The sequence below is a fragment of the Nocardia sp. NBC_01503 genome (genome assembly GCF_036327755.1).
In the GTDB taxonomy this organism is placed as follows: domain Bacteria; phylum Actinomycetota; class Actinomycetes; order Mycobacteriales; family Mycobacteriaceae; genus Nocardia.
This window is the reverse complement of record NZ_CP109596.1, coordinates 512778-534207: the sequence shown is the minus strand read 5'-3', so window position 1 is coordinate 534207 and position 21430 is coordinate 512778. Positions and strand designations below refer to the sequence as shown.

The window sequence follows — 21430 nt, the reverse complement described above, 5'->3', positions numbered from 1 at the left end:
CGATACAGTGCGGGGATGACGTGGACAGCGCCTGAGATCGAACGCACCGCACAACTGCTCGTCGGTGACGAGCGCGCCATGCTGCAAGCCATGCTGGACCGGGGTCGCAATATCCTGCTGTGGAAATGCCAGGGGCTCAATGGCATTCAGCTCGCCACCCGCAGCGTGGAACCGTCCTCGATGTCGCTGCTCGGCCTGCTGCGGCATATGACCGAAACCGAGCGCGGCTGGTTCCGTATGCGCGCCGCCGGTGAGCGCCTCGAGTACATCTACAGCGACGACACCAACCTCGACGGCGATTTCGACGATACCGTCCCCGCCGAGGCCGAAGCCGACTACGCCCGCTACCTCGAGGAAATCGCCCTGTGCGACAAGGCGATCGCCCCGCTGCCGCTCGATCACACCACCGCACATCCGCGCACCGGCAAGGACATCGCACTGCGCTGGATCTATCTGCATCTGATCGAGGAGTACGCCCGCCACGACGGCCACGCCGATCTGTTGCGCGAACGTATAGACGGCACTACCGGCTACTGATCACAGCCCGTGTTCGTGTGCCCAGGCGGCGACCTGGGTGCGCGAGGTGAAGCCGAGTTTGGTCAGGATGTGCTCCACATGGGTCTCCGCGGTGCGGATGGAGATGACCAGGTCGGCGGCTATGCGCTTATTGCTGTGACCGGCGGCGACCAGGCGGGCCACATCCTTCTCCCTGCGGGTGAGGATATTGGTCTCCGAGGCGGTGGCGGCCGATTTACGCGGAGCGCGTTTGGGTGGCTCGGGTAATTCGAGGGCGGGCGCGGTGGTGCGCCCCAGGGCGTAGTCGATGGCCTCGTTGAGCGGCAGGTTCGCCCCCGCGCCGAAGGCGGCGCGGAAAGCGTCCTCGCCCAGCGCATCTCGGACCTTGAGTCGTTCCTTGTCGCCGACCGCGACTGTGATGGTGTGCGCCAGGCGAATGGTGCTGCGCTGCAGGGATTCCGCGGCGCCCAGCAGACGGGCGGCGCGCTCGTAGTCGCCATTGGCGGAGACCGTCCAGGCCAGGCCCTCGAAGGCGGAGGAGAGCCAGACGCAGCGTTCGAACAGGGCGAGTTGTTCGATTGCGCGGCTGTGGAATTCGGCTGAGGCGGTGAGGTCGCCCAGCCGCCAGTGATCGATGCCGACCGTCCACAGGGCCAGACCGCCCAGCAGGTGCGAGCCGCTGGCGGTGGTGAGTTCGAGGAAGCGGTTCGCGAGCTCGGTACGGCCCGGGGCGTCCAGGACCATCGCGCACATGAAGGCGAAGGCGTGGCTGTCCATCTCGATGGCCTGCTGGTTATGCTCGACCGCCAATTCGATGGCGGTGCGGCCCAATTCGAGTGAGTGCTGCCGGTCGCCCTCGGCGAACGCGAGCAGCGAGCGGTCCAGGGCCGCCTCCGCCATGATGTCGGAGCTCTCCAGTGTGGCAGCCAGTTCCAGGCACTCCTGGACCAGTCTCGCGGCCGATACCTGATCGCCCAGCAGCGCCGCCAGCGAGGCCGCGGAGGAGAGTGCCTTGGCGCGTTCGGCTGTCGGCTCCGGATTGCGCTCCAGCGCTTCGGTGAGCCAGCGGTACCCCTCGGAGAGGAAGCGATTGTGCTCCCAGAACGGCCGCAGCACCGTCACCGTGGCAATGGTCTCCAGCGGCTCGTCTTGGAGCCCGGAGCGCAGGGCCGCACGAAGATTCGCGTGTTCGCGGGTCAACTCGCGGAACCACTGCACATCCGCGGCGGTCCAGTACGCGGTCTGCCCGCGCATGGCCAGATCCCGGTAGTGCGCGCGATGCCGCGCCCGCACGGCCTGCGCGTGCCCGCGCTCGGTGAGCCGGTCGGCGGCGAATTGCCGAATCGGCTCCAGCATGGAGTATCGCGCGGCGTCACCGTCATAGCGTTGCGCCACAACGGATTTGTCGACCAGTCCGGTGAGCGCGCCGACCAGCGAGCCCGTGCCCAGGTCGCACACCGCCTCGGCGGCCTCGATATCGAATCCGCCCGCGAAGACCGAAAGCTGTTCCCACAGTGACTGTTCGGCAGGCGTGCAGAGGTTGTAGCTCCAGCGGATCGCGCCCTCGATGGTCTGCTGACGTTCGGGCGCGGTGCGCGGCCCGGCGCTGAGCAGCCCCATGGTGTCGTCGAGCCGGTGCAGAATCTGTTCGGGGGTGAACATGCGCAATCGCAGCGCCGCCAACTCCAGTGCCAGCGGCATACCCTCGAGCCTGCGACAGATTTCAGCGAGCACCGCGCGATTGGCCGGGGTCGCCTTGAATGCGGGATTGGCGGCGCTCGCGCGTTCGATGAACAGTTGCAGCGCATCGCTCTCGCCGCCGGTATCGGCATCCGGCACGGTGAGCGGGGGTACCGGCATCACCTGTTCGCCGGGTATGCCGAGCACCTCGCGGCTGGTGGCCAGTACCCGCACATCCGGTGTGGTGGCGATGATCCGTCCGACCAGGGCCGCGCACGCCTCGATGAGGTGTTCACAGTTGTCGAGAATCAGCAGCAGCCGTTTATCGGCGAGGAATTCGGTGAGCCGGGGCAGCGGCGCGGTGGACTCATCGCGCAGGTTCAGCGCCTCGGCCACGCTGAGCGTCACCAGATTCGGATCCTGGAGGTCGGCGAGTTCGACCAACCACACCCCGTCGGGAAACGCGCGCGCGACCAATTGCCCGATCTGCCGAGACAATCGGGTCTTCCCCATGCCGCCGGGACCGAGCAGCGTCAAAACCCGTGTGGTGGGCAGCAGCCTTTTGGCGGTAGCCAGCTCGTCGCGGCGGCCGACGAAACTGGTGACCTCCGCGGGGAGGTTTCCATTGACACGCCGCGCCATGGAGTCCAACCTATGTGATTCGCGACGCTCCCTGCTACCACCGGGGCCATAAACCCAGTTCGCGCCGTCTGGTAGGCGACTTGCCGAGCACTGTGCCCCCGCTTACAACGGGTTTTCCGCGGACCTGCCACATCGCCCTCGGCCTATCCGATTTGTCCGGTCCGGCCATACCTGTGGCGAATAATTAGCGAACTTCACCGACCCGCCTTCACCGCCTGTGAAGCCGTCCCGGAAACGCGACTGGACGGGGTGCCGACCACTGGCTCTCACGGGCACCTCCGGCCGCGGGCGCGGCGGTGGCTCGCGGAGAACCCGCACAGGTAATTACGGCGCAGTCGTTTTCGCCGGGGCCAGTGCCTTGCTCAGCGCATCGAGAATCTGCTGCTTGCCGAGGCGCCCCTCACGGGTCGGGGTGAGCGGGTAGACGTGCACCAGCCCCGCGCCCTCGTGATAGTCGACCTCGACGCCCGCGTCGCGCGCCTTGTCGACCAGTAGCCGGATATCGGGGAGCACGATGTCGCGGGTGCCGCTGAAGACGGTCAGTGGGCCCAGGTCGCGCATCTCGCCCAGCAAGGGGCTCACGCGGGGATCGGTCAGGGGCAGTTCGCCACGCCAGAGCTCGATGAAGACGCGGGTGCCCTCCTTGCCCAGCCATGGATCGGTCGGCAGCACCACATCGATCTCGGGATTGCTCAGCGACAACTCCAGCGCGGGGGAGATCAATACCGTGCTGGGGAGCACCACCTGATGCTGGTCCCGCAGCACCTGTGCGGTGGACAGGGCGATCTGACCGCCCGCGGAATCTCCGGCCAGGCAGACCTCGCCATAGCGAGACCTGTTGTCCAGCACCAGCTTCGCAATGATCGCGACGACCTGCTCGGCGGTCCCGAACGGCACCAGCGGATAGATCGGCACCGTGACGGTGGTGCCCACCTCGGCGGCGATATCGGCCGCCAACTGCCAGTGCTGCGGTGCGATCTCATTGACCCACGCACCACCGTGCACATAAACGACATTGCCGCGCGGGCGTCCGGTGCGGGGGATGAGCGTGTATATCGGCAGACCGCGGCTGTGATCCACCGACACCACCACATCCGAGCGCAACCGCCGCGGCGGCCCGTACGCCTTGGGGCGCAGACTCCGGTCGCGGAGATGTTCGCGCGCGGGCTCGGCCGTGAGGAATGCCCGATTGGCCCGGATGATCCGCAGATAGGCGGGGACTACCCGGCGGCTCAGGAAGCTCGCCCGAGAGGTATGGAACGCCGTCATGCGGCGACCATACCGTCCGGCCGCTACGCCGTGGGCACCTTCATTTCACTGACCAGCCAGCGTCCGTCCGCCTGCTCGTCGAGGTGCGTCACCGTGGAGAGCGAACTGGCATGCGAGTCGATGCCCGCGGTGGTCACGACCTGCGTCGTGTACACCAGCACCTCGGCATTGTGCGCCCCGAGCGAGGAGAGTCCGCAGTGCGTCTCACCCGCCTTGCTCCGGGTCTGCATCTGTGTCATCACCGACCGCAGCGAAGGCCAGTTCTGCGTGAAGGTCTGCCGCCACTCCCCGGTGGACCCGTCCAGCATCGCCACCCGATACTTCTCCATATCGCTGTAGTCGTAGGTCGCCATCGACACCGCGAAATCACATGCGGCGCGCTGCGCCGCCGCCCGCCGATCCGAATTCCGATTGGCCTCCGAAAGATCCTGCCGCAATTGGCTTTCGGTGCTCTCCGCCCGCTGCACCGCATCATGCTCCCCGGAGTACAGCAGAAACACCCCGATGGCCGCCGCCACGCACACCAGCCCCAGCACCGCCGAAACCCAAGACACCACCACCGGCGATCGCAACCCCCGCCCCGGCCCCGGCGACCCATACCCCGGCATAGACATGGCACTTCCTTCGGTCATGACTCTGCCGAGATGCTATCCCGCCGCGTTGATTTCTCCGAGGTGGTGACTCATACGGTCGCGCTTGGTGCGGAGGTAGTGGACGTTGTGTTCGGTGGGCTGGGTCCGCAATGGGATACGGGCCACCACCGTGATGCCGTGTGCCTCGAGGCCGGACTGCTTGGCGGGGTTATTGCTCAGTAGGAGAACGGAGTTCACCGAGAGATCGGCCAGGATTCGCGCGGCCGCACCGTAGTCGCGGGCATCGATGGGCAGACCCAGTCGGACGTTGGCGTCGACGGTATCGGCACCCTGATCTTGAAGTTCGTAGGCGCGCAACTTGTTCAGCAGGCCGATGCCCCGGCCCTCCTGGCCGCGCAGGTAGACGACCACGCCGCGGCCCGCGTCGACCACCGCGGCCATGGCGGCATCGAGTTGTTCGCCGCAGTCACAGCGCTGGGAGCCGAAGGCATCTCCGGTGAGGCATTCGGAGTGCACGCGCACCAGGGCGTCCGCGCCGGAAGGATCGCCGTAGACCAGGGCCAAATGCTCTGCGCCGGAGTGCTCGTCGGCGTAGCCGACCACCTGGAAGTCGCCGAACCGAGTGGGCAGCCGGGTCTGCACCACCCGGGTGATGCCGTTCTCCAGGGTCCGGCGGTACTCGATGAGATCGGCGATGGAGATGATCGGAATCGAGTGTTCGGCCGACATGGCAAGCAGTTCGGGAAGTCTCGCCATCGAGCCGTCGTCATTGACGACCTCGGCGATCACCCCGGCGGGGCGCAGCCCGGCCAGGCGCATGAGATCCACCGCGGCCTCGGTATGACCCGGACGGCCCAGCACCCCACGGGGGTTCGCGCGCAGCGGGAACACATGGCCCGGCCGCGACAGCTCATCGGGGGTGGTGCGCGGATCGGCCAGCACCCGCATGGTGCGCGCGCGGTCGGCGGCCGAAATCCCGGTGCTCACACCGGAGATCGCATCCACCGATACCGTGTACGCGGTGCCCTTGGGATCCTGATTGACCGCCGTCATGGGCGGCAGTAACAGCCGGTCGAGATCCTCGCCCGCCATCGGCACGCACACCACACCGCTGGTGTAGCGCACCAGGAACGCGATGTTCTCGGGCGTGGCCTGCTCGGCGGCGAGTATGAGATCGCCCTCGTTCTCGCGGTTCTCGTCATCCACCACGAGCACCATGCCGCCCGCGGCGATCGCGGCCACCGCCGTGGCGATGGTGTCGAGTTCACCGGTCATCGTCGACCACCTCCTCTGTTATGCCTAATAGAAATATGCGGACGGCAGAACAGCGAGGTGAGATCCCGCTCACCGGATAAGAAAATGGCTCGGAGGCGTGGCCTCCGAACCATTTCACGCGATCACGGCGCTCAGAACGCGGTACCGCCCGTGGCGGGCGTGCGCCCGGCCCGCATGATGATCGCGCCGATCAACGCGATCGCCGAGGTGGCCGCGATGACATAGAAGCTGATCTCATAGCCCTTGTCCGCGAACAGCATCGGGATTTCCTTGGTGACCGTGGGCGCACCCATCACCGTCACATCCGCCTTGACCGGATTGGCATTGAGGAAAGCCGTGGCCACCGCGAGTCCGACGGCCGCGCCCATGGCCTGCATAACGCCCAGCATGCCCGCGCTGATGCCCTGCTGTTCCGCGGGCACCGCCTCGACCATGAGGTTCGGCGTCGCCGCGTAGTACAGACCGAACGCGATACCGAACACCGCGCTGATCAGCGCCTGCATACCCCAGCCGTGTGAGGTCGCACCGTAGGCGATGGCCGCGCCGACGAAGATCACCAGCGCGAACACCAGCGGCTGCCGGCCACCCGAGCGCCGAATCCACAGACCGCCGAGGAAACCGAAGGCCATGGCGATCAGCGATTGCGCGAGGGTGATGTGTGTGGCGAACTTCAGCAGACTGAACCCGTCGCCGTAGCTGTAACCCGGATTCAATTGCACATCAACCATATTCGGCGGCAACTGCGAGTACACGGCCTCGGGCGGCACCACCACCGCACCCGGCGGCAACTCCACACCCGGCGGCAGCGCGGCCTTGGCCTGCGCCTCGGCCTGCGCCTGCGCCTGTTGCAGCGCACCGGCCTTCACCTGATCCCAGGTCGCGGTCTTGACCTGCTCGACCACCTCGGCGGACGGCGGCGACTGCGTCATATAACCGGTGGCGTACGACTGGTAGCCGATCATGAACGAGGCCAGCAGCGCGATGAACAGCAGCACACTCACGCGCGGGGTGAACAGCAGCTTCATATCCATGATGGGCTGCTTGACCCGCATCTCCACAATCGGGAAGAGCGCCAGGAAGATAATGCCGCCGATGAGCCAGGCCAGGCTGGAGGGCTTGCTCCAACCCCACTGCTGACCGTTGTCCAGGTAGATGAGCGTGAGCACCAAGCCCGCGCCGAGCAGTACCGCGCCGACCAGATCCAGCTTCTGCGGGACCCGCAGCTTGGACTCCGGCACGATGGCGATCACCAGCGGAATCATCACGACGGTGAAGGCGAACAGGAACCAGAAGATTGCGCGCCAGCTGTGGTTCTCCACGATCCAGCCGCCGATCAGCGGACCGGCGAGCGCGGAGACGCCCAGACCGGTGGAGGCGATACCGAGGCCGACCGGAACCAGCTTGCGCGGCATCAGGTCTCGAATGAGGCCGTACGAGATCACCGCTGTCGCAATGGCTGTCGCCTGCAGTCCGCGGCCGATCAGGAAGAGCATCCAGTTGCTGGTGATCGCGCAGATGGCGCAGCCGATCATGAACAGCACACCGCAGACCAGGAACATCCGCTTCTTGCCGACAATGTCCGACAGCTTGCCGATGACCGGTGAGGTGGCGGCGCCGACGACGCCGAAGATGATGATCGCCCAGTTGATGTTCGCGCCATGGCTGGGGAACGTGGGCGCGATTTGGCGCAGTGCGGCCGAGACCATCACGTACTGCATGGGCGCGACCTCGGTGAACAGCACGATCACCGCGAGGACGGAGAAAATCCGAAGCTTTGACGCACCGTCGAGGCGACCGGTGTCATCGATGGTGCCGGGCGGCACCTCGGGGGCGACGGAGGTGGACATATTGCGTCCTCCAGTGGGTAGGTAACACGATTTCGTGAACCGTGTCACAGGCCCGGGGCGCCGCCTATGGATGAATCCGCTGAGTGGAGAATTTCGAGGATTCTGATACGAACTTTATTGATTTTATTCCTTGGATGGCTTGCGGCGCGTACGCTGCTTCGCCAACTTGTCCAAATCGGTCAGCAGATCCTGTGCGAATTCGCGTTCCGCCGCGTAATGGCGTACGCACCACCGCAATACCGCGCTCGGGTACGCCCACTCCGGATTGGCGTCCGCGCCATCGGCGTCGATCTGTGCCCTGCGCTGCATCTTCTCGGCGTAGTCGATGTGCTGGGTGAGGATCTCGCGCATGCGATCGGGTTCGGCCAGATGACCCAGCCAGGCCCGCAGCATCACGCTGTGCTTGAGGACGGGAGCCTCGACGGGGGAGTGGTTCACCCAGTGCGCGGCGGCTTCCCGGCCGCTCTCGGTAATGGCGTACATGCGCTTACCGCGCATACCGTCCTCGGAGACCACGGTGCGCGAGGTGGCGTAGCCGTGCTTCTCCAGCCGTTTGAGTTCGGCGTAGATCTGGCTGAACGACGGACTCCAGTAGAAGAACTGCAGACTCCAGTCCGCCCACTTCTTCAGGTCGTAGCCCGAGAGCTCATCGGCGTGCGAGAGCATGCCGAGCACCGCCCACGCCGTGGTGGGCAGATCCGGAATCGCCTGTGACTCTTCGTCATGCGCCCCGTGTGCCGCGCCATCGGTCATGGCTGAAGGGATTCGCCCCCGCATAAGTCTGCCTTCTCTGTCCTGAGCAACGGGTCCGGTCAGCGCCAGTGCGCGCGACGCGGGAACAGCGTGCGCCCGGCCTCGTGCGCGACCTCGAGCACGACGCGGGCCAGCCGGTCATAGCTCATACCGTCGGCGCGACCCGAGAGCGAGAGCGCGGCGGGTGCGGTGCCCCGGCCACGCAGTGGCGCTGCGACACAGGCGATTCCGACCACGGCCTCTTCCCGGTCGATGGCCACGCCCTGACGCAGTCGGATCTGCGCGAGTTCACGTGAGAGCGCCTCGGGCTCGCAGATGGTGCGCGGGGTCAGCCGCGGCAGGCGATTGCGCAGCACGGCCTCGGCGATATTGGGCTCCAGACAGGCGAGCATGGCCTTGCCGACACCCGTTGCGTGCGCGGGCATCCGGCCGCCGAGCCGGGTGGGCAGGCTGGCGGCGAAGCGGCCGCCGGCCTTGTCCAGATAGACCACATCGCGGCCGTCGAGCACCGCGAGGTGACCGACCATGCCGGTGCGCTGGCTCAATTCGTGCAGCAGCGGGCTGACCGCATCGCGAATCTCATTGTGATCGGCGGTGAGTCCGCCGAGTTCGAGGGCGCGCATACCGAGGCGGTAGCCGCCGGAGGTGTGCGCCAGCCAGCGCAGCTTGATCATCTGATCGAGGATGCGGTGCACCGTGGAGCGCGGCAGGCCGGTGCGCTCGACCAGGCCGAGCAGGGTGAGCGTGGGGGTGGAGGCGTCGAAGGCATCCAGGATGAGAGTCATGCGCTCGATCATCGAGACCGGAACTTCGGCGCTGGTGTTGCGAGAATCCTTGGCGCGCATAGGGGTGTGGGTGTTTCGTGTCTCCGCCGAGGGGAGCATGGCGACGGACATTCGAGCCTCCGTTGGTGCAGACATCCAGTCTAGGGATATGCCGATTAGGTATGTTCCGGTTTCGGAGCTTGTGCTACCCATCACAGTGCCCTGGACCACACGCGGGGGAATCGGGAGAACTACGTAGCTTTTGTCCCGTTCTACGGATTCATGTCTCGGTGACCGAACCCCGATATTGACGCCTCCCGGCGCTGACCTGCTGTTATGACTGGCAGCCATATTTCGAACCGAAATAAGAGGGAGTCACCGTGGAACCGGTGCTGGAGGTGGATCGGGTGTCAGCCGAGGGCGTTGGCGGCACCGCCGCCGCAATCGATCCGGGTGCGTTCAAAGCAGTTCTCGGGCGCTTCGCCTCGGGGGTCACTGTGATCACCGCCATTGACGACGGCGAACCGGTCGGCTTCGCCTGCCAATCCTTCGCCTCGCTGTCCATCGATCCGCCGCTGGTGAGCTTCTTCCCCGCGCGGACCTCGAGCACCTGGCCGCGCATTCGCCGCGCCGGGCGCTTCACCGTGAATATCCTGGCCGACCACCAGGATTCGGTGTGCCGTCAGCTCGGGCGACCGGGCGCGGACAAATTCGCGGGCGTCGAGTGGACCCCGTCGCGGAATGGCTCACCGCTGCTGACCGGCGCGCTGGCAACCATCGACTGCGAACTGCGCGACGAGGTCGACGGCGGCGATCACACGGTGGTCATTGCCCGCGTGACCGGTCTGAACGAGCACTCCGAGGCCACCCCGCTGCTCTTCTACCGCGCGAGCTTCGGGCGTCTCGCACACCAGTAGCTACCTCCCGGCCAGTGGGACAGCCATTGTCGTCGGCGTCACATGGGCCGCAACCATCGATACAAGGCAAGGGAGAGGAATTCACATGACCACCACCACGGATGCCGAGGTGCGAGTGATCGACGCGGGCGCGCCGCCCACCCGATTCGCGCGTGGCTGGCACTGCCTGGGCCTGGCCGACTCGTTCCGCGACGGAAAGCCGCACACCGTCAAGGCCTTCGGCACCGAGATCGTGGTGTTCGCCGCCGAGGACGGCACCCTGAACGTGCTCAACGCGTACTGCCCGCATATGGGCGGCAATCTCGCCGACGGCACCGTCAAGGGTGACTCGCTGGCCTGCCCGTTCCACGACTGGCGCTGGAACGGCAAGGGCAAGTGCACCGGCATTCCCTACGCGCGCCGGGTTCCGCCGCTGGCCCGCACCAAGGCGTGGCCGACCATGGTCGAGAACAAGCAGTTGTTCGTATGGAACGACCCGGAGGGCAAGCAGCCGCCCGCCGAGGTCGCCATCCCGCGTCTGGACGCCGCGTTCGATGACGAGTGGACCGACTGGACCTGGAACTCGATGATCGTGGACGCCAACTGCCGCGAGGTCATCGACAATGTCGTGGATATGGCGCACTTCTTCTATGTGCACTACGGCTTCCCGACGTTCTTCAAGAACGTGTTCGAGGGCCACACCGCCAGCCAGTACATGACCTCGGTCTCGCGCGAGGACATGATGGGCGCGACCGCGAAAGCGCTGGGCGGCAAGAACGTTCTGCAATCCGAGGCCGCCTACTACGGGCCCTCCTACATGATCGATTACCTCAAGAGCGAGAGCGCGAACGGTCTGGTCGTCGAGGGCTACCTCATCAACTGCCACTATCCGATCAACGAGAACCAGTTCGTACTCATGTACGGCGCGATCGCCAAGAAGCCCTCCGGTGTCTCGCCGGAGCAGGCGCGGGAGATCGCCGAGAAGTTCGTCGGCGGGCTCGGCAAGGGCTTCGAACAGGACGCGAATATCTGGAAGCGCAAGTCGCGCATCAACAATCCGCTGCTGTGCGAGGAGGACGGGCCGGTCTACCAGCTGCGTCGCTGGTACGAGCAGTTCTACACCGATGCCGCGGCGGTCACCGAGGAGATGACCACCCGCTTCGAATTCGAGGTGGACACCACCCGCGCGGTCAGCGCTTGGGAGGCCGAAGTCGCCGACAACCTGGCCAAGCGCGCCGCCGCCGACGCCTGAGAGGCATTGCCATGGACAAGGTTTCGTGCCGGTCCTGCGGGACCTGCGTACTGGTGGAGAAGTTCAGCCCCCAGCACACCAGCGTGCAATGGAACAACGCCGCCGTGGCGGCCTGCACGGAGCTCTCCACCACCGGCCTGAAGTCGCACACCTGCCACGCCCTGCGCGACAGCATCGACGCGGCGGTGGCCGCCGGTGAACTGGGTTCCAGCACCCGCGATGTGGACGTCCGCACCCGCGGCGGAACCTTGGCATAGCTGCCCCCGTCACCGTAGGCAGAAGACCGCGGGGCGGCGAGGGATGACGAAGGCAGCACGACCGAAATGGACAGCATAGGAATGGAATCGCGATGACCGTGACAGACCTCGAACCGGAACTGGCGCGACTTGCCGGTGGGATCGCGTCGGTGCGGATCGTGCGCGTGGTGCGGGAGACCGACGACGCGGTGTCACTCGAGCTCGCGCCGGAGGATGCCCACGCCGGGCGGTTCGGGTACAAGCCGGGCCAGTTCCTGACCCTGCGCATTCCGAGTGAACTGACCGGATCGGTGAGTCGGTGCTACTCGCTGTCGAGTGCGCCGCACGAGGGCGGGCCACTGAAGATCACCGTCAAGCGGACATACCAGGGCTACGGCTCGAACTGGTTGTGCGACAACGCCGTCGAGGGCATGTTCTTGGATGTGCTGCCGCCCGCCGGGCTGTTCACACCGGGGTCCCTGGACGCCGATCTGCTGCTGTTCGGCGGCGGCAGCGGTATCACCCCCGTGCTCTCCATTCTGAAATCCGCGCTGGCGCGGGGCACCGGCCACGTCACGCTGATCTACGCCAATCAGCACGAGAACTCGGTCATCTTCGCGACCGAGCTCGCGGAATTGGCCGCCGCACATCCGGATCGGCTGCTGGTGCTGCACTGGTTGCAGTCGGTGCAGGGCCTGCCGTCGGTGGAACAGCTTGCCGCGCTTGCCGAGCCGTGGGCGGCGCGTGAGGCGTTCGTCTGCGGTCCCGGCCCGTTCATGGACGCGGTGAGCGCCGCCATGACCTCGCTCGGCGCGGACCACAAGCGCGTACACGTGGAGAAGTTCGTCTCCCTGTCCGGCAATCCCTTCGAAACCGACTCCACCCCGGTCGATCTCGAAGCCGTCGAGGCCGCCGGTGACAATGCCACCGTCGCGGTCGAACTCGATGGCGAAAACCATGCACTCACCTGGCCGCGCAGTCGGACACTGTTGGATGTGCTGCTCGCCAAGGGCATCGAAGCGCCCTTCTCCTGCAAGGAGGGTGCGTGCAGCGCCTGTGTCTGCCGCGTGGTCTCCGGCGAGGTCACCATGCGGCGCAATGAAGTCCTCGAAGAAGACGACCTGGCCGACGGCTATGTGCTTGCCTGCCAGGCGGTTCCGGTGACCGACGACGTCTCCGTCACCTATTCCTGAAATATCAAGGAGTGCAACATGGCTGCCTTCAGCTCCCTCGGCTACGTGCGGGCCCGCATCGCGGACGTGCGAGCCTGGCGCGAATTCGCTTTCGACACCATCGGTTTCGCCGAGGGCACCGGACCGAATCCGAACTCCATCTATCTGCGCACCGATGAGCACACCTACCGTCTGGAACTGGTGCCGGGTGAGCGCGACGAGGTCATCGCCATCGGCTGGCAGGTCGCCGACACCCGCTCGCTGGCGCTGGTGCGCGAGACCTTGGAGAAGGCCGGAATCGCCGTGGCCACACTGTCTGTCGCGGATGCCGCGAACCGTCATGTCGAGGAGGCGATCAGCTTTGTCGACCCGTCCGGGTTCACCATCGAGGTCTTCCACGGACCGCTGCTCGATCACACCCCGGTGCTGACCAAGCACGGCGCGCGCTTCATCAACGGCGATCTGGGTCTGGGCCATGTGGTGCTGCCGGTGCGCGATATCGAGGACGCGCGCAAGTTCTACACCGAGGTATTGGGTTTCGCCGCGCGCGGCTCCTTCCGCGTCGGCCCGCCCGAGCATCCCATCTGGATTCGCTTCATGGGTGTGAACCCGCGCCACCACAGTCTCGCGCTCATCCCGGGCTCGCGGCCGGACGGTCCGGGCATCGTGCACATCATGGTCGAGGTCGATTCGCTCGACGATGTGGGCCGTGCGCTGGATCGCGTCACCAAGGCGGGCTACCACATCTCTTCCACGCTGGGCCGCCACACCAACGACAAGATGATCTCCTTCTACGTCCGCACGCCCGGTAACTGGGATCTCGAATTCGGTTGCGAGGGAATGCTGGTCGGCAACGACTACGTGGCCGAGGAGATGACCGCGGACAGCTACTGGGGCCACGAGTGGGCTAGGGGCTGATCCGCTCACGGATCCGGCCGCGTATCCGCCAGAGCCCCGGCGGATACGCGGCCGTTTCGGAGCACAACTGAATACATCGCAAAGGAGCGTCGAAAGTTGTCTCTGCCCAATACCTCCGGACCCACGCGGTTCGGATTCTTCATCGCGCCCTATCACCCGCTCAATGGCAATCCGACCCTGCAGATCCAGCGGGATCTGCGATTGGTCGAGCTCGCGGACGAACTCGGGTTTCAGGAAGCCTGGGTCGGTGAACATCACTCCGCCGGAATGGAGATCATCGCCGCCCCGGAGGTCTTCCTCGCCGCCGCCGCGGAACGCACCGGCCGGATCCGCCTCGGCACCGGCGTGAATTCCCTGCCCTACCACCAGCCCATGATGCTGGCCGACCGCCTCTGCCTGCTCGACCATCTCACCCGGGGGCGGGTCATGATGGGCATCGGCCCGGGCCAGTTGGCCTCGGACGCCTCCATGATGGGTGTGCCGCAGCCGCGCCAGCGCGACATGATGCACGAATCCATGGAGACCATCGTGCGGTTGCTGCGCGGTGAAGTCGTGACGGCCAAGACGGAGTGGTTCGAGCTCAACGAGGCTCGCCTGCAACTGCTGCCGTATCAGCGGGACGGGTTGGAAATGGCTGTGGCATCGACCATTTCACCGTCGGGTTCGGTGCTGGCCGGTAAGCACGGTGCGGGCCTGCTGTCGTTGGCCGCCTCCGATCCCTCGGGATATGAAGCGCTGCTGCCGAATTGGAAGGTCTACGAGCAGACCATGGCCGCCAATGGCCATACCGTCGATCGTGCCAAGTGGCGACTGGTCGCGCCCATGCATATCGCCGAGACCCGGGAGCAGGCGCGCCGCGAAGCCGAATGGGGCGTAGGGCATCTGGTGGACTACATCAAGCGGCTCAGCGGGATGGAGGTGCCGTGGGGCGATACCGCCGCCGAGGCCATCGAACAGTGGACCGGGCCGGGCTTCCCCGCCTTCGGTCGCGCCACCATCGGCTCGCCGGATGACGCCATCGCGGCCATCGAAGCCCTGGCCGAACAGTCCGGCGGTTTCGGCACCTTCCTGGTGCTGGCGCTCAATGTCGCCGACCCCGAAGCCTCCCGCCGTTCGGTGAAACTCTTTGCCGAGCACGTGATTCCGCACTTCACCGGCGCGAACCGCAGCCGCATCGCCTCCCTGGACTGGGCCAACGCCAATAGCGAACGCCTCATGTCGGGCATGCGCGCGGGCGTGGAAGCCGCGTTCGAGCGGCACGGCCAGGCGCTGGCCGCCGCCCTGACCCCCGAATCCGAAGGGAAGTGACATGCGCGCGGTAGTGATGCGCAATCGCGAACTCGTCGTCGACGAGGTGCCCGATCCCGTACCCGGTCCCGGCCAGGTGCTGGTCGAGACGATCGCCTGCGGAATCTGCGGCTCCGACAAGGCTGCCCTGGACTACACCGACGAGTTCTTGCAGGCTTCCCGCGACAGCGGTGTGCCCACCTTCCTGTTCGATCCGTGTCGCGACATGGTGATGGGGCATGAGCTCTCCGCCCGCGTCATCGGTGCGGGCCCGGACACCCCATTCGTGGAGGGGCAGAATGTCGTCGCCCTGCCGTGGGCCTTGGACGCGGCCGGTGGTATTCACGGCGTCGGCTACTCCAATGACTATCCGGGCGGCTTCGGCGAGCGAATGGTGTTGCAGGCTATGGCCTTGGAACCCATTCCCGAACATGTCCCGCCGCATGTGGCCGCCATGACCGAACCCCTCGCGGTCGGCTTCGGCAATGTGGCCCGCACGGGCATCGGCCCGGAAGGCACCGGTATCGTCATCGGTTGCGGCCCTGTGGGATTGGGGGCGGTCGCGGCCCTGGTCGAACGCGGTGTAGCACCCATCGTCGCGTCCGACCCCTCGAAACTTCGCCGCGAGGCCGCGCTGCGCCTGGGCGCGCACCGCGTGGTGGATCCGTCCGTCGAAGATCCGGTGGAGGTCTGGCAGGAGCTCGCCTCCCCGGGGCAGAAACTGCACGTCTGGGTGTGCGCGGGTGTCCCCGGCCTGCTCAATGAACTCATGTACAAGGTCCCCAGGGAGACCGCGATCCTGCAGATCGGCTCGATCATGTCCGATGACGTGATCCGCCCGATCGTCGGCATCTACAAGGACATCTCCCTGCAAATGTGCATGGTCTACCCCCACGAGGAGTACGCCAAAACCCTGCACCGCATAGCCGACGGCGTCATCGACGCCGAATCCCTGATCACCACCCAGGTCGGCTTCGACGGCGTAGCCGACGCCATCGAATCCCTGCGCCACCCGGACGACCACATCCAAATCCTGGTCCGCCCCAATCTGTAACCACCCGAACAGCGCAGACCCGATGCCAGACGGGTCGGCGTTGTCGGGCGCATAATTTGGTTGTGACGGCCAACCGCATGGACCTGGACGACGACGGATCGAAGCGAGCCGCGGCGTTCGACAGGTTGCTGGAGATGGGGCAGCGCGGCGATTTCGATTCGGCCGCCACCGCCCACGCTGCTCGGAAGGCCGCATGGCGGCAGTCGCAGCAGCTCCTACCTCGCCGCGACCATTGACCAACGGTGAGTGGTCAATCGCTCACGGATGCGCGCAACAACCGGCACAGATCAGCAGGACGCAGGTTGTCCGCGCGCTGCCACAGGTCGGGGGAGACCGTCTCGCGTTGTGAAATATGTTCGGCCACGGTGAATCCGTGTTTGTCGAGTAGGTCGGTGAGGGCGTCGGGGGTGAAGAAGCTCAACCAGGGCTCGCCCTGATCGGCGGCGGCCGGGAGTGCGAATTCGGCGTAGGCGGTGCCGGATTCGTCGCGAAGCTCGGGCGGGAGCGCGTATTCCAGCACCAGTTCGGTGCCCGGGGCGAATGTGCCCAGTACGGTCAGCACCGCGCTGATCGCCGCCTCGGTCAAATACATGCTCACGCCGAGCCAGCTCACGAGCGCGGGGGTCGCGGAATCGAATCCCTGCGCCGCCAATTTCGCGGCGAGATCATCCCTTTCGAAATCGACGCCGACGAATCGTGTTGCGGTGGCGTCGATTCCCGCCGTCTCGAGTAGGCCGCGTTTCCATTGTTGGGTCGCCGGATGATCCACCTCGAAAACGGCGATCTGTCTGGCGAGTGGGGAGCGATAGGCGAAGGTGTCCAGGCCCGCGCCGAGGATCACGTACTGCCCGAAGCCGGTGCGCACGCGCGCCTCGGTATAGCTGCTGCGGGCGTTGACCTGCGCTCGAGTGCCGCTGAGTACCACGTGATCGCCGAACTGCCGGTGATAGCCGATGACTTCTCCGGCCTGTGCACCGAGCAGGTCGGCGGCCACGGTGTCCTGGAACAGGTAGGGGGCGCTGTCCACGATGAGATGCGCTGCTCGCCCGCCCGCCGCCATCATCGCGGTTCTGCTGGGTCCGCCATCCATTGAATTCTCCTTCGAAGCAGTCGGGAAAACCGATGCTAGAGAAGAAAAGTCGGATTCGCATTCATCATATCACACGAAAATAAATATCCGATAACGCAATTGGCGCTCTTCAGTTGTCGGTGAAGGTGATGCGGACGGTGACGGGATTGGTCTCCAGGGCGGCGAAACCCCGGGTGGCGATGGGAGCCAGCAGGGGGTGTGGGGCGAAGGTGGCGGCGCGGGTCACCACATCGTCCTCGGGGAGGAAGACCGCCGTACCGGTGCGCCAGGTATTGCCTTGGCGGACACGGATTTCGGGATTGGCGGCGAGGTTCTTACCCCAGCCGGAACGGGAGCCGTGCTGGCAGATGGCCCAGGCGCCCTGGTCGTCGAAGAGTATCGACACCGGGACGCGGCGCGGCTGACCGGTCTTGCGTCCGATGGTCTCGATCTCGGTGGCCAGTGCGGTGCGCAGGCCGACCCGGCTCAGCGCGCGGACGGTCGGGTTCATGACATAGCGGCCGAGGGCGCGCTCGCGTCGGAATTTGGCGGCGGTGCGGTCCGGAGTGGGTGTACTCGCCGAGCGCTTACTGCGCAGGGCGTCGAATCCATTGCGACGCAGCATGGTTACCGCGGTGCGCCAGGGGGAGCGGTCGAGATCGGGATCGTTGCCCGCGCCGAGCAGATGCAGCTGGTCGGTGTGCCATTGCAGGTCCAGTGCCCCGTCGAACGCCTTGAGGCCATTGTTGGCCGCGAGCCGCGCGGGCAACCGCAGTGAGATCGCGGGGGCGTACAGCTGTTTCGCGCCATTGAGCAGATCGGCTGCGGCGGAAGGAATTACGGCTGCGGGTCGGCCCAGTCCGACCATATCGCAGTTGCCCTCGGCGATCGCCTCGATCATGGCGCCGCGCGAGCGGAATCCGCCCGTGACCGCGATCGGCACCGCACCGGCGGCCGCCCGGGCGGATTCGGCGTACTCCAGGAAGTACGCCTCGCGGGCCTTCGTGCTCGCCGCCACCGTGCGCGGCCGATTCAGCATGGCGGGGGATTCGTAACTGCCACCGCTGATTTCGATGAGATCCAGCTGCTCGGCGGAGAGCTTCTCGATGACCGCACGCGATTCGTCCTCGGTGAAGCCGCCACGCTGGAAGTCCGCCGAATTGAGTTTGATGCCGACGCCGAAACCGGGGCTCACCGCAGCGCGAATACTGCGCGCCACCTCGAGCACGAAGCGCCTGCGTCGCTCGGCGTCACCGCCCCAGGCGTCGGTGCGCTGATTGGACAGCGGGGACAGGAACTGCGACACCAGGTATCCGTGCGCCCCGTGGATCTGCACCCCGTCGAATCCGGCGGCCTCGGCGACCCGGGCCGCGGTGCCGAAGCGCCCGATGATGTCGAGGATCTCGTCCTCGGTGAGTGCGCGCGGTGCGGGTACGCCCGGAATGCTCATACCGATCGCGGACGGAGCCACCGCGCGGTTGCGGGTCACCAGTGGATTGGCCTGCCGGCCCGGATGATTCAACTGCATCCACAGCTTGCTGCCGCCGTCTTTGCCCGCTTTGGCCCAGCGGGTCAGTGCCTCCAGGTGCCGTTCGTCCTCGATGGCCACATTGCCGGGTTCTCCCAGGTGGCGGCCGTCGACCATGACATTGCCGGTGACTATCAACCCGTACCCGCCGGTGCTCCAGCGCGCGTAGAGTCGTTGCAGCCGTTCGTCGGGGGCGAGGGCGGAGTTGCCGAGCCCCTCGCTCAGGGCGGATTTCATCAGTCGGTTCGGCAGTACCTGGCCACTGGCCAGCGGCAGGGGATCGTGCAGGGCCGGGCTGGCCTTGCCGGTGCGTTCGGTCGGCTCGGACTCGCGGTTTGCAGGCATAGGTGGCCCCGATTCGTCGTCTGGTGAGTGGCGGCGGTCTACACTCGAGTGGTCGACCAATCGGTATATCTCGAACGGTAGTACACCGATCGGTATACGGCAAGGAAGGAAGTCGACCATGGGAGCCCGCGACCGCCTCATCGACAGCGCCATCGCCCTCATGCGTTGCAAAGGAATCGCCGGAACCGGCATCGCCCAACTGCTCGAGCACAGTGGCATCTCGCGGCGCTCGGTCTATCTGAACTTTCCGGGCGGCAAGTCCGAACTGGTCGCCGAGGCCACCCGCACCGCCGGACAGGCGTCCAGTGCGCTCATGCGCACGCTCACCTCCGGCGCGGATCTGGCCACCGTGCTCGCCGCCTTCCCCGCCATGTGGCGCGAGGTGGTGGTCTCCAGCGATTTCACCGCGGGCTGCCCGGTGGTGGCCGCGGCGCTGGGCCGCTCCGAATCCCCGGAGGCCGCCGATATCGCGGGCGCGACCTTCCTCGAATGGGAGGGCATCCTCGCCGACCGGCTCGAGGTCGAGGCCGTCGAGCCCGATATCGCCCGCTCCCTCGCCACCACCATCGTGGCGGCGGTGGAGGGTGCGGTCATCATGTCACTGGCCACCCGCTCCACCGATCCGCTCGAGCGCGCCGGAAAGCAGCTCGCCGACCTGGTGGCCGTGCACACCGGTAAGAGCACCACGGCCGCCTGAGTCAGCGCGACAGCAGCCGTTCGATCGCATTGCGCGTCGGAATCGACGCGCTGGCACCGAGTTTCGTGGTCGCCAGCGCGCCCGCCGTACACGCCCAGGCCAGCGCGATCTCCGGGCCGTCAGGCCAATGCGCCGCGAGCGCACCGGTGAAAGTGTCTCCGGCGCCGGTGGTGTCGACCACCTCCACGCGAACCCCCGGCTGTGGCAGCGTGATTCCATCGGGCCCGCGATAGATCGCGCCATCCGCGCCGAGCGTGGTGATCACATGCGGAACCGCGTCCAGCGCCGCGCCGAGCTGCGCCGCCTCACCCTCGTTCACCACCGCGATATCGATCTCGGCCCACACCTGCTCCGGAAGTTCGCGCACCGGCGAGGGATTCAGTATCACCGTGGTGTCGTGCGCGCGGGCGTGCCGAGCCGCCTGCAGTACGGTCGGCAGCGGAATCTCCAACTGGCACAGCAGTACATCCGCCTGCGCGATCGCCTCGAGATCATCCTCGTCGAGCGTGGTCAGTCGCGAATTGGCCCCGCCCACCACGATAATGCTGTTCTCCCCACCGTCATCGACGATGATGGCCGCCACTCCGCTCGGCCCGTGCGCCCGCCGCAGCCGCGAAACACCCACGCCCGCATCGACCAGCACCCGGCGCAGCTCATCGGCGAATACGTCATCCCCGACCGCCCCGACGAAGCCGACCTCACCCCCGGCGCGGCGCGCCGCGATCGCCTGATTCGATCCCTTCCCGCCGGGTACCAGCGAGAACTTCTCCCCGGATACCGTCTCGCCCGGCTCCGGTCGCCGCTTGACGGTCGTCACCAGATCCATATTGATGCTGCCCACCACCACAATCCGCGCCATGATCGCCACGGTAGTCGTGCGGAGGGGTTGACACGGGTAGGTCGCGCTCGTAATCTCTTCTTTAACGAAGAAACATCTTTCAAGAAGAAACATCTTGGAAGAAGAGACACGATGCGAAAGGCTACCGCCATGACGATCGCCACCGCCGCCGAATCGACCACCGCCCCGCGTAAGTCCCGTCACCGCACCGTCTTTCGCGCCCTCGGTGTCGCCACCCTCGCCCTGGGCATCACCGCGGCGGGCGGCTACGTCTGGCTGAGCCAGACCTCGGATGTCCGAAATGTCGGTGTCGCCGAATGCGCCAGCCTCATCCCGGACGGCGGCAGCGCCGACGACCTCCGCGGGGTCTGCGGAACCCTGACGAATATGACCGCGGCCTGGGGCCGCAACGATGCCGACGCCTACGGTGCGACATTCACCGAGAACGCCACGTACACCACATTTCTCGGCACCCATTACGAAGGCCGCGACGATCTCACCGAGGCGCATCGCGCACTCTTCAGCGGATTCCTCAAGGGCACCAAGCTCGCCGACTCGTACCTGGATGCCCGCTTCTACGGCGGGAACGTCGCCATCGTCACCACGCGCGGCGACCGCTACGACGACGATCGACCGTCCGAACTCTCCAAGACCCAGACCTACACGCTGGTGCGGGAACAGGACGGGCAGTGGCGGATCGCCAGCTTCCAGAACACCCAGCGGCAACGGGTGATGGAGAAGATCTCGTTCCTGTTCGATCCGGCGACCAAGCCACAGGCCGAGCGCTGAGCATCCCGGC

The 21430-nt window shown here is 66.2% G+C and carries 21 protein-coding genes; 11 read left to right on the top strand and 10 right to left on the bottom strand.

What is annotated here, in order from left to right:
* Window positions 1-15 precede the first annotated feature (15 nt).
* Entirely contained in the window at window positions 16-537 is a 522-nt protein-coding gene (locus OHB26_RS02375) for a DinB family protein (RefSeq protein ID WP_330182592.1), read from the top strand.
* On the opposite strand, the gene OHB26_RS02370 is transcribed toward OHB26_RS02375, so the two are convergent.
* From OHB26_RS02370 to OHB26_RS02340, 7 genes are all read right to left on the bottom strand, one after another.
* Window positions 538-2838 carry a LuxR C-terminal-related transcriptional regulator gene (locus OHB26_RS02370; protein WP_330182591.1) on the bottom strand — a complete coding sequence of 767 codons (2301 nt, stop codon included), beginning with the start codon at window positions 2836-2838 and terminating at the stop codon, window positions 538-540. It abuts the gene before it with no gap.
* Window positions 2839-3162: 324 nt separating this feature from the next.
* Window positions 3163-4107, bottom strand: a complete 945-nt coding sequence (locus OHB26_RS02365) for an alpha/beta hydrolase (RefSeq protein ID WP_330182590.1) — start codon at window positions 4105-4107, stop codon at window positions 3163-3165.
* 23 nt (window positions 4108-4130) lie between these two features.
* Window positions 4131-4721: a hypothetical protein gene (locus OHB26_RS02360; protein WP_330182589.1), complete on the bottom strand. Its 591-nt coding sequence runs from the start codon at window positions 4719-4721 to the stop codon at window positions 4131-4133.
* 33 nt (window positions 4722-4754) lie between these two features.
* On the bottom strand, window positions 4755-5975 hold the full coding sequence (locus OHB26_RS02355) for a bifunctional 3,4-dihydroxy-2-butanone-4-phosphate synthase/GTP cyclohydrolase II (RefSeq protein WP_330182588.1): 1221 nt from the start codon (window positions 5973-5975) through the stop codon (window positions 4755-4757).
* Between the two features lie 131 nt (window positions 5976-6106).
* On the bottom strand, window positions 6107-7822 hold the full coding sequence (locus tag OHB26_RS02350; protein WP_330182587.1) for an MFS transporter: 1716 nt from the start codon (window positions 7820-7822) through the stop codon (window positions 6107-6109).
* A 123-nt stretch (window positions 7823-7945) separates the two neighbouring features.
* Entirely contained in the window at window positions 7946-8575 is a 630-nt protein-coding gene (locus OHB26_RS02345) for a PadR family transcriptional regulator (RefSeq protein WP_330182586.1), read from the bottom strand.
* A 59-nt stretch (window positions 8576-8634) separates the two neighbouring features.
* Complete coding sequence (locus tag OHB26_RS02340) at window positions 8635-9471, bottom strand: IclR family transcriptional regulator (protein WP_442942841.1); 837 nt, start codon at window positions 9469-9471, stop codon at window positions 8635-8637.
* A 248-nt stretch (window positions 9472-9719) separates the two neighbouring features.
* On the opposite strand from OHB26_RS02340, the gene OHB26_RS02335 reads away from it, so the two are divergent.
* The 8 genes from OHB26_RS02335 (at window position 9720) to OHB26_RS02300 (ending at window position 16390) form a co-directional block, all read left to right on the top strand.
* Window positions 9720-10256 (top strand): flavin reductase family protein, encoded by a 537-nt coding sequence (locus tag OHB26_RS02335; RefSeq protein WP_330182585.1) that lies wholly within the window; start codon window positions 9720-9722, stop codon window positions 10254-10256.
* 85 nt (window positions 10257-10341) lie between these two features.
* Entirely contained in the window at window positions 10342-11487 is a 1146-nt protein-coding gene (locus OHB26_RS02330) for a Rieske 2Fe-2S domain-containing protein (protein ID WP_330182584.1), read from the top strand.
* Window positions 11488-11498: 11 nt separating this feature from the next.
* Window positions 11499-11744, top strand: a complete 246-nt coding sequence (locus OHB26_RS02325; RefSeq protein WP_330182583.1) for a hypothetical protein — start codon at window positions 11499-11501, stop codon at window positions 11742-11744.
* A gap of 92 nt (window positions 11745-11836) precedes the next feature.
* Window positions 11837-12916 carry a ferredoxin--NADP reductase gene (locus OHB26_RS02320; protein ID WP_330182582.1) on the top strand — a complete coding sequence of 360 codons (1080 nt, stop codon included), beginning with the start codon at window positions 11837-11839 and terminating at the stop codon, window positions 12914-12916.
* Between the two features lie 18 nt (window positions 12917-12934).
* Window positions 12935-13813: a VOC family protein gene (locus OHB26_RS02315; protein ID WP_330182581.1), complete on the top strand. Its 879-nt coding sequence runs from the start codon at window positions 12935-12937 to the stop codon at window positions 13811-13813.
* Between the two features lie 96 nt (window positions 13814-13909).
* Window positions 13910-15121 carry an LLM class flavin-dependent oxidoreductase gene (locus OHB26_RS02310; RefSeq protein ID WP_330182580.1) on the top strand — a complete coding sequence of 404 codons (1212 nt, stop codon included), beginning with the start codon at window positions 13910-13912 and terminating at the stop codon, window positions 15119-15121.
* A 1-nt stretch (window position 15122) separates the two neighbouring features.
* Complete coding sequence (locus OHB26_RS02305) at window positions 15123-16154, top strand: zinc-binding dehydrogenase (protein ID WP_330182579.1); 1032 nt, start codon at window positions 15123-15125, stop codon at window positions 16152-16154.
* Between the two features lie 62 nt (window positions 16155-16216).
* Window positions 16217-16390, top strand: coding sequence for a hypothetical protein (locus tag OHB26_RS02300; protein ID WP_330182578.1), 174 nt, complete (start codon window positions 16217-16219; stop codon window positions 16388-16390).
* A 14-nt stretch (window positions 16391-16404) separates the two neighbouring features.
* On the opposite strand, the gene OHB26_RS02295 is transcribed toward OHB26_RS02300, so the two are convergent.
* Window positions 16405-17244, bottom strand: coding sequence for a class I SAM-dependent methyltransferase (locus OHB26_RS02295; RefSeq protein ID WP_330182577.1), 840 nt, complete (start codon window positions 17242-17244; stop codon window positions 16405-16407).
* 109 nt (window positions 17245-17353) lie between these two features.
* A complete protein-coding gene (locus tag OHB26_RS02290; protein WP_330182576.1) occupies window positions 17354-19096 on the bottom strand; it encodes a nitroreductase family deazaflavin-dependent oxidoreductase in 1743 nt (580 codons plus the stop codon).
* Between the two features lie 118 nt (window positions 19097-19214).
* Between OHB26_RS02290 and OHB26_RS02285 the strand changes: the two genes are divergently transcribed.
* Window positions 19215-19793: a TetR/AcrR family transcriptional regulator gene (locus OHB26_RS02285; protein ID WP_330182575.1), complete on the top strand. Its 579-nt coding sequence runs from the start codon at window positions 19215-19217 to the stop codon at window positions 19791-19793.
* A gap of 1 nt (window position 19794) precedes the next feature.
* Here OHB26_RS02285 and OHB26_RS02280 read toward each other — a convergent pair whose 3' ends face one another.
* Window positions 19795-20652 carry a ribokinase gene (locus OHB26_RS02280; protein WP_330182574.1) on the bottom strand — a complete coding sequence of 286 codons (858 nt, stop codon included), beginning with the start codon at window positions 20650-20652 and terminating at the stop codon, window positions 19795-19797.
* A gap of 111 nt (window positions 20653-20763) precedes the next feature.
* Between OHB26_RS02280 and OHB26_RS02275 the strand changes: the two genes are divergently transcribed.
* Window positions 20764-21420 carry an SgcJ/EcaC family oxidoreductase gene (locus OHB26_RS02275; protein WP_330182573.1) on the top strand — a complete coding sequence of 219 codons (657 nt, stop codon included), beginning with the start codon at window positions 20764-20766 and terminating at the stop codon, window positions 21418-21420.
* Window positions 21421-21430: the final 10 nt, after the last annotated feature.